Source organism: Hyphomicrobium sp. (assembly GCF_020852195.1).
Classification (GTDB): domain Bacteria; phylum Pseudomonadota; class Alphaproteobacteria; order Rhizobiales; family Hyphomicrobiaceae; genus Hyphomicrobium_C.
This window is the reverse complement of sequence record NZ_JADZBI010000139.1, coordinates 1-5,239: the sequence shown is the minus strand read 5'-3', so window position 1 is coordinate 5,239 and position 5,239 is coordinate 1. Positions and strand designations below refer to the sequence as shown.

Sequence of the window (5,239 nt, the reverse complement as noted above, 5' to 3'; positions counted from 1 at the left end):
TGAATGGCTGCCACATGTTCAATGCACCTCGGTCTTGGCGTCCAGAGCCGCCACGCGTCGCATACGCCGAACATATATTGCGCCCCACGCGAGGCCGATGAGAGCGGCGATCAACGAGCCGAGCAGCACGCCCAGCTTCGCTGCGCCGAGAAGACTTTCATTCTCGAACGCCAGCATCGCGATGAAGATGGACATCGTGAAGCCGATGCCTGCCAGCAAGCCGATAAGCCATACGCCGTGCCATGTCACACCGGGAGGAAGCTGACACCATTTAAGGCGAACCATCAGCCAAGTCGCGGCGACGACACCAATCGGCTTGCCGAGTACAAGACCTACGCCCACCCCGAGCATGACGTAGTGCGCTCCGCCGACCGAGAGATCCACGCCGTCTATCGACACACCTGCATTCGCCAGAGCGAATAGTGGCATGATGCCAAAGGCCACCCAGGGATGCAGGGCAGTCTGAACGCGTATGACGGGTGGCAGCATCTCACGGCGAACCAGGCGAAGTGTTCGGAGTGGGTGCGCCAAACGGTGGACATCCTTTGTTGTCACCGCATCGCCGTTCCGCAGCTCCTCGGCAATACGCGATAGGGCCTCCAAGGGCGCCTCACGCATCGGCATCGGCAACACGGGGGTCATCAGACCGAGTACGACACCGGAAAGCGTTGGGTGGGCGCCGGTCATGAGCAAACCGATCCAGACAATCGCGCCAGGAACCACGTAGGCAAAAGCCGAACCGGCCCCCATCCGCTGCAAGCCCAAGATCAAAAAGATGCCAATGGCGGCGACCAGAAAACCGCTGATATCGAGCCCTCCCGAATAGAAGAAGGCGATGATCAGAACTGCGATCACATCATCGATTATAGCCAGCGCCAGAAGAAAAACTCTAACATAGCCTGGTATGGACCGGCCCAGCAGAGCAAGGACGCCGACGGCGAAGGCGATATCGGTTGCAACCGGCACCGCCCAGCCGTGCACCCGCACAGGGTCGGTGTTCAAACTTACATAGATCAATGCAGGCAAAAGCACGCCACCAGTTGCGGCGGCAACGGGTAGTAGAGCTTGGTCAAGCCTACTCAGCGCGCCTTCGTGGATCTCGCGTCGGATCTCCATTCCTACAACGAGGAAGAATATCGTCATCAACGCGTCGTTGATCCAGAAATGGAGTGATTTGGCGAACACGAATTCGCCTAGCCCTACCGATAGCGGCAGGTGCCAAAAGGCATGATAACTGTCGGCAAAGAGGGAGTTGGCCCAGATGAGCGCAACGGCCGCCGCACCAAGCAGCACAACGCCGCTTGCCGCTTCTATGCGGATAAAGCGTTCGAAAGTCAGGACCGCCTGCTCGGCCAACGTCTGCGATCGAGAAAGGCCGCGGGACAATCGTCTATGGGCCATAGCCACACGCTTTCCGCGCGGCGGCCCGACCATCGCTTGACCTGTCTCACCGCCGAATGCGGCGAACACCCATATCTCTTATTGGCACCCGGGCTTCACTAAATCAACCGGTTGACGTTCGCCGTGGCAACCAGCCGCGCGCATGTTCCGTCCGCTGGGGTCGATAGTGTTGAGCTCGACTATGTCCGACATAGTGTTCCTCTCGTTTTCATGCGGATATGGCTATCCGCGCTTTCCCGACCACAAACACCTTCCAATCGGGCACTATAGGGGACTATCGCGCATGCACGTTTTTCGGGGGATCAGATCGGCAGCCATACTGACGGCAGCGGCGCAATTCGTCACCGCGTCAGCCTCGGCCGCCGACCAAGCCTCGCAGCTCGATGGCGCTCAACTCAGCGCTCTATGGGTTGTGCCGTTTGCCGGGCTGCTGCTCTCGATCGCGATTATGCCCTTGGCGGCGCCTCGCGTTTGGCATCATCACTACGGCAAGATAGCTGCTGGCTGGGCGCTTGCGTTCATTGTCCCGAGCGTTCTCAACGTCGGTCTGTCGCCCACGCTCCACGAGCTGTTCCACACCATCATTCTCGAGTACGTCCCATTCCTGGTCCTTCTCTTTGCCCTATTCACCGTGGCGGGCGGCGTGCTCATCAAGGGCAACCTGCACGGCTCGCCCAGCCTCAACACCGGCATCCTCGGCGTCGGCACGTTGCTCGCCAGCATTGCGGGCACGACTGGTGCCGCCATGCTGCTGATCCGCCCAATCATTCGCGCGAACGACAACCGGCAACACAACGCACACGTCATCGTCTTCTTCATATTCCTCGTTGCCAACATCGGAGGTGCCCTCACGCCACTCGGCGATCCACCGCTGTTCCTCGGCTTCTTGAAGGGCGTCAGCTTCTTCTGGCCGACGTTCAATCTGCTCGCGCCGATGGCGCTCGTCGTGTTGATCGTGCTTGCTGTCTTCTACGTCCTCGACTGGTACATGTTCCACATCGACGAGAACTACCCCCCTAAGCCTGATCCAACGCCAGATAGCCGGCTGCGCATCGAGGGATGGGCCAACGTCGTGCTTCTCGGCGTAATCCTCCTCTCCGTTCTGTTGAGCGGAGTGTGGAAGCCGGGCATAAAAGTGACCCTGAACCACATCGATATCGAGCTGCAGAATGTCGTTCGTGACATCCTGCTTCTGCTGATTGCATGGACCTCCTGGACGATCACCAAGCACGAGACCCGCGACGGCAACGGCTTTAGCTGGGGACCGATCGTAGAGGTGGCAAAGCTCTTCGCAGGGATATTCATCACGATCATCCCGGCCATTGCGATTTTGAAGGCCGGCGTAAGCGGGGCGCTCGCTCCGGTCGTTCGACTCGTGATGGATGCGCAAGGCCAACCGGTCAATGCGATGTATTTCTGGCTGACCGGTGGCTTGTCGAGTTTCCTCGATAACGCTCCGACCTATCTTGTATTCTTCAACATAGCAGGTGGTAATGCAGAGCAATTGATGGGGCCGCTCAGCACGACCCTGCTCGCAATTTCGGCTGGTGCTGTCTTCATGGGTGCAAACACCTACATCGGCAACGCACCTAACTTCATGGTGAAGGCCATCGCCGAGGAGCGAGGGATCAAGATGCCGAGCTTCTTCGGCTATATGCTTTGGTCAAGCGCGATCCTGATCCCATGCTTCCTGCTTGTCACTTGGGTGTTCTTTTAGCGCCGAACAAAGCCAAGGAGCGTTCGCCGTGCGCAAGCTGCTCGTGCCCTTCGACAACTCCGAGAATGCAGTCCGAGCTCTCGAATATGTGTTGCGGCTCGCCAAAGAGAAAGGTCCTCTGGACGTGACGGTCGTCCACGTCCATGAGCCGCCGATCGACTACGGCAGGGTGGCGGCCTATCTGCCGGCCGACAAGATCGAGGAGCTGCAGCGGCAGCACAGTGAGGAATTGCTGAAACCCGCCGCCGAGATGGCCAAGGCAGTAGGGGTGCCCGTCACATGCAAGATCCTGATCGGCGATGTCGCCAATTCGATCGTCGAGTGCGCCGAGAGTGCTGGCTGCGACGGCATCCTGATGGGAACACGTGGCATGAGCGCGATCGGCAATCTCGTTATGGGATCGGTCGCCACTAAGGTCATCCACCTCACGAAGCTCCCGGTCACGCTGATTAAGTGACATCAGTGATCCCGGACACCTCCAAGCGGTTTGGGATCGGCAGCACGAATTAGATCTGCTTGGTAGAGTCCGCTCAGGGTCATTCGCTGCCGTTAGCGGCGGCTCACTGGTGTCCGCTCGACATCGAGTAGCGGACTTCTTCAGCAGAGTGCGACTCGCGCGGGCGTTCGTCACGACCGATGTCAGCTTCTGGGACTTTCTTCATAGCCCCAACTCCAACAGGCCGGGATGGTCGAGAGGTCTTGGACCGAGGGGCCAGCGGTACTTGCGCTCGGACTCTGAGATGGGCTTGTCATTGATACTCGCATAGCGACGGCGCATAAGTCCGCGACCGTCGAACTCCCAATTCTCGTTGCCGTAGGATCGGTACCAAAATCCGCCGTCATCGTGCCATTCGTAGGCAAAGCGGACGGCAATGCGGTTGTCGGCAAACGTCCAGATCTCCTTGATGAGGCGGTAATTTAGCTCCTTCGCCCACTTCCGTTTCAGGAACTCGACGATCTCGCGACGCCCTCGCGGAAACTCGGCGCGATTGCGCCACTCGCTATCCTCGGTGTAGGCAAGCGACACGTGCTCGGGATCACGAGTGTTCCACGCGTCCTCGGCCATCCGAACCTTTTGAATGGCGGTCTCGGCTGTAAATGGCGGGAACGGCGGCTTGGACATTTCGTTTCCTCCTTGTTGGTCGTTCTGTGAGCCCGGCGGCCTCCGCGTTCGAAAGCGCGCGGCCCGCGAGACCCAAAGGGGCCACCTACGACTGGTCCCCCGGGTAGTTCAGCGGCCTGGATGCCAGCGGGATCGCGGATCGACCGATCAAACACTCGACTGTCCAAAAAATGCTGACGACCGATAGATTTGCCCCGTGGCCGCGTCTAAAAATTGATCAGGCCGCCGAGGCTCACGAAGTCCGCCTCCTCGAAATCGGCGAGCCCATCCACGTCGGCCTCGTATCGCTGATATTTCAGGTAGAGTGTCATGGCTGCGGCGTCGATCTCCTGGGCGATGCCGCCGCCGAAGCGCTCGAGTGTGCTCGACGTGGCGCCGGCCGCCAGCGCGGCCGGGCCAAGCTGGTCCAGGTAGGCCGCGTAGTCGCCGTAAACGACAGTTGCGCCGAGCGGCGTCCATTTGCGGCGGATGCCGGCCTTGACGTAGTAGTGCTCGCTGTCCGGTTCTACGAAGCCGTTGGCGAGCAGCGTCGCGTTGTTGTCCTCGCGGCCGTAGGCGCCGTGCACGAAGAGGCCGGTCGCAATGTGCTCCGCGTAGCCGCCGACCTGGAAGAAGTTCGAGTCCTTGCCCGCGGCAACGGCAACGGGAGACGAGGTTCCTTCGTCCGCCATCTCCGTGTAGCCGGCGCCGAAGGCGAGCTTGAAGCCCGCCACCTCACCCGCGTAGCGAAGCGCGACTTCCCAGAAATCGTCCTCGCCCCAACTCGCCGAGGCGGTGAAGCCGGCGTAGGTCGGCGTGTCATAGCGCACGCCGTTCATGACGATGCCATTGCAGTCGCCGCCGAACGGCGCACCCTGAGTGTAGCAGAAGCCGAGCTGGCCCCAGGTGAGTGGCGAGAGCGCGCCCGACGTCTCGCGCAGGCGGAAGTGGGGGAAGCCGGCCAGGAACGTGTAGTTGTCGATGATCTGCGTGCCGGAGAGATCGGTGAACATGGCCGC

The 5,239-nt window shown here is 60.3% G+C and carries 4 protein-coding genes and 1 pseudogene; 2 read left to right on the top strand and 3 right to left on the bottom strand.

The window, feature by feature from the left end:
- Positions 1-18 precede the first annotated feature (18 nt).
- On the bottom strand, positions 19-1,401 hold the full coding sequence (gene nhaA, locus IT540_RS11625) for a Na+/H+ antiporter NhaA (protein WP_291177615.1): 1,383 nt from the start codon (positions 1,399-1,401) through the stop codon (positions 19-21).
- A 283-nt stretch (positions 1,402-1,684) separates the two neighbouring features.
- Between nhaA and IT540_RS11620 the strand changes: the two genes are divergently transcribed.
- Both IT540_RS11620 and IT540_RS11615 read left to right on the top strand, forming a co-directional pair.
- Entirely contained in the window at positions 1,685-3,118 is a 1,434-nt protein-coding gene (locus IT540_RS11620) for a sodium:proton antiporter (RefSeq protein WP_291177613.1), read from the top strand.
- Positions 3,119-3,146: 28 nt separating this feature from the next.
- Entirely contained in the window at positions 3,147-3,575 is a 429-nt protein-coding gene (locus tag IT540_RS11615; RefSeq protein ID WP_291177610.1) for a universal stress protein, read from the top strand.
- 201 nt (positions 3,576-3,776) lie between these two features.
- Here the strand turns inward: IT540_RS11615 and IT540_RS11610 are convergent, their stop codons facing one another.
- Entirely contained in the window at positions 3,777-4,241 is a 465-nt protein-coding gene (locus tag IT540_RS11610; RefSeq protein ID WP_291177607.1) for a nuclear transport factor 2 family protein, read from the bottom strand.
- Positions 4,242-4,447: 206 nt separating this feature from the next.
- Positions 4,448-5,239, bottom strand: a pseudogene (locus IT540_RS11605) (porin); the annotation flags it as partial.

Excerpts from the sequence above, each read along its gene's own strand:
- nhaA (WP_291177615.1), bottom strand. The coding sequence starts at position 1,401 with ATGGCCCATAGACGATTGTCCCGCGGCCTTTCTCGATCGCAGACGTTG.
- IT540_RS11620 (WP_291177613.1), top strand. The coding sequence starts at position 1,685 with ATGCACGTTTTTCGGGGGATCAGATCGGCAGCCATACTGACGGCAGCG.
- IT540_RS11610 (WP_291177607.1), bottom strand. The coding sequence starts at position 4,241 with ATGTCCAAGCCGCCGTTCCCGCCATTTACAGCCGAGACCGCCATTCAA.